Origin of the sequence: Vibrio sp. Vb0598 (assembly GCF_033338935.1) — a bacterium.
GTDB lineage: Bacteria > Pseudomonadota > Gammaproteobacteria > Enterobacterales > Vibrionaceae > Vibrio > Vibrio alginolyticus.
The window spans coordinates 1-1,092 of record NZ_JAWOTP010000255.1 but is presented as its reverse complement, the minus strand read 5'-3'; the positions used below and the strand labels follow the sequence as shown (position 1 = coordinate 1,092).

Genomic DNA, 1,092 nt, shown 5'->3' with positions numbered 1-1,092 from the left:
TCAAAAAATGGCGCAGACGATGGGCGTTAATCACGTGCACTTATCCATTTCTGATGAACGTCACTACGCGGTTGCGACCGTGATTCTTGAATCCTAACCCTTTAAGCTGAATAACAAAAGCCAGAGCAAATGCTCTGGCTTTTTTGTATGAAGTTTAGTCAGAATGCTACTGCTCTAGATAAAGTTTTGCAGTGGTGGTGACCTTAATCATTTCATCTTGCAGTTCAAACATTTCAGGTTCAATTTCTTCAATGCTGGCTCCTGAACGAAGTGCGTGTTCAAGCGTAGCACAGAGAGATTTTAGCCTTGGTACGCCACAATAAGAGCTACTGCCGTGCAGTTTGTGGATCACATGAATTAACTCTTCACGCGAATAATCGTCTTGCTCAAGTGCGTGGTCGACAACTTCTTCTACTTCTGGAATGAAATCGATCAACATACGCAGCATATCTTTGGCTAAGTCTTCCTTATTAGCGCTCTGTTTCAATGCGGCTTGCCAGTCAATAATCACATCAGGTTGTGTATTTTCAGCTGTAGCAGGTGCTTCACTTGCTGGTTCATCGACGTAGGACGGCGCAACTTTCCCTATGCTTTCTGTACAGGTATTCGGATTCCAGTGGACCAACACTTGTTGCAGTACATGCTCTTCAATTGGTTTGGTGAGGTAATCATCCATACCTGCTGCGAGTAGGCGGTCGCGCTCTCCGGCCATAGCGTGCGCAGTAACGGCGATCACTGGTGTGTCTTTGTTTAGCTCAAGCTCTTTGATGTTCTGACAAGCGGTCACGCCATCCATTAATGGCATTTGGATGTCCATAAAGATCAGGTCGTATTTCTTCTCGGTAGCGAGATTTACGGCTTGCTGCCCATTGCTACAAGCCGTTACGGTTTCAACCCTTTCTTTCAGTAGTGCTGAAATCAGTTTTAGGTTTGCAGGGTTATCATCCACCGCGAGCACCGTCAGTGGCAGTCGTTCGCTTTCTTCTGTTGCAACAGGAGCGGTAATAGCTTGAGGTGCTTCAACATGTTCATTGATCAAACTTTGCAGCAGCTTACGGCGAGATAGCGGTTTGGTTAAGCACTGGATTTGAT

The 1,092-nt window shown here is 45.9% G+C and carries 1 protein-coding gene and 1 pseudogene; one reads left to right on the top strand and one right to left on the bottom strand.

Going from position 1 to position 1,092, the window contains the following annotated elements:
• Positions 1-97, top strand: a pseudogene (locus R7Q38_RS24505) (holo-ACP synthase); the annotation flags it as partial.
• Between the two features lie 69 nt (positions 98-166).
• Here the strand turns inward: R7Q38_RS24505 and R7Q38_RS24500 are convergent.
• The coding region (locus tag R7Q38_RS24500) for a response regulator (protein WP_318114672.1) at positions 167-1,092 on the bottom strand (926 nt) is incomplete at its 5' end.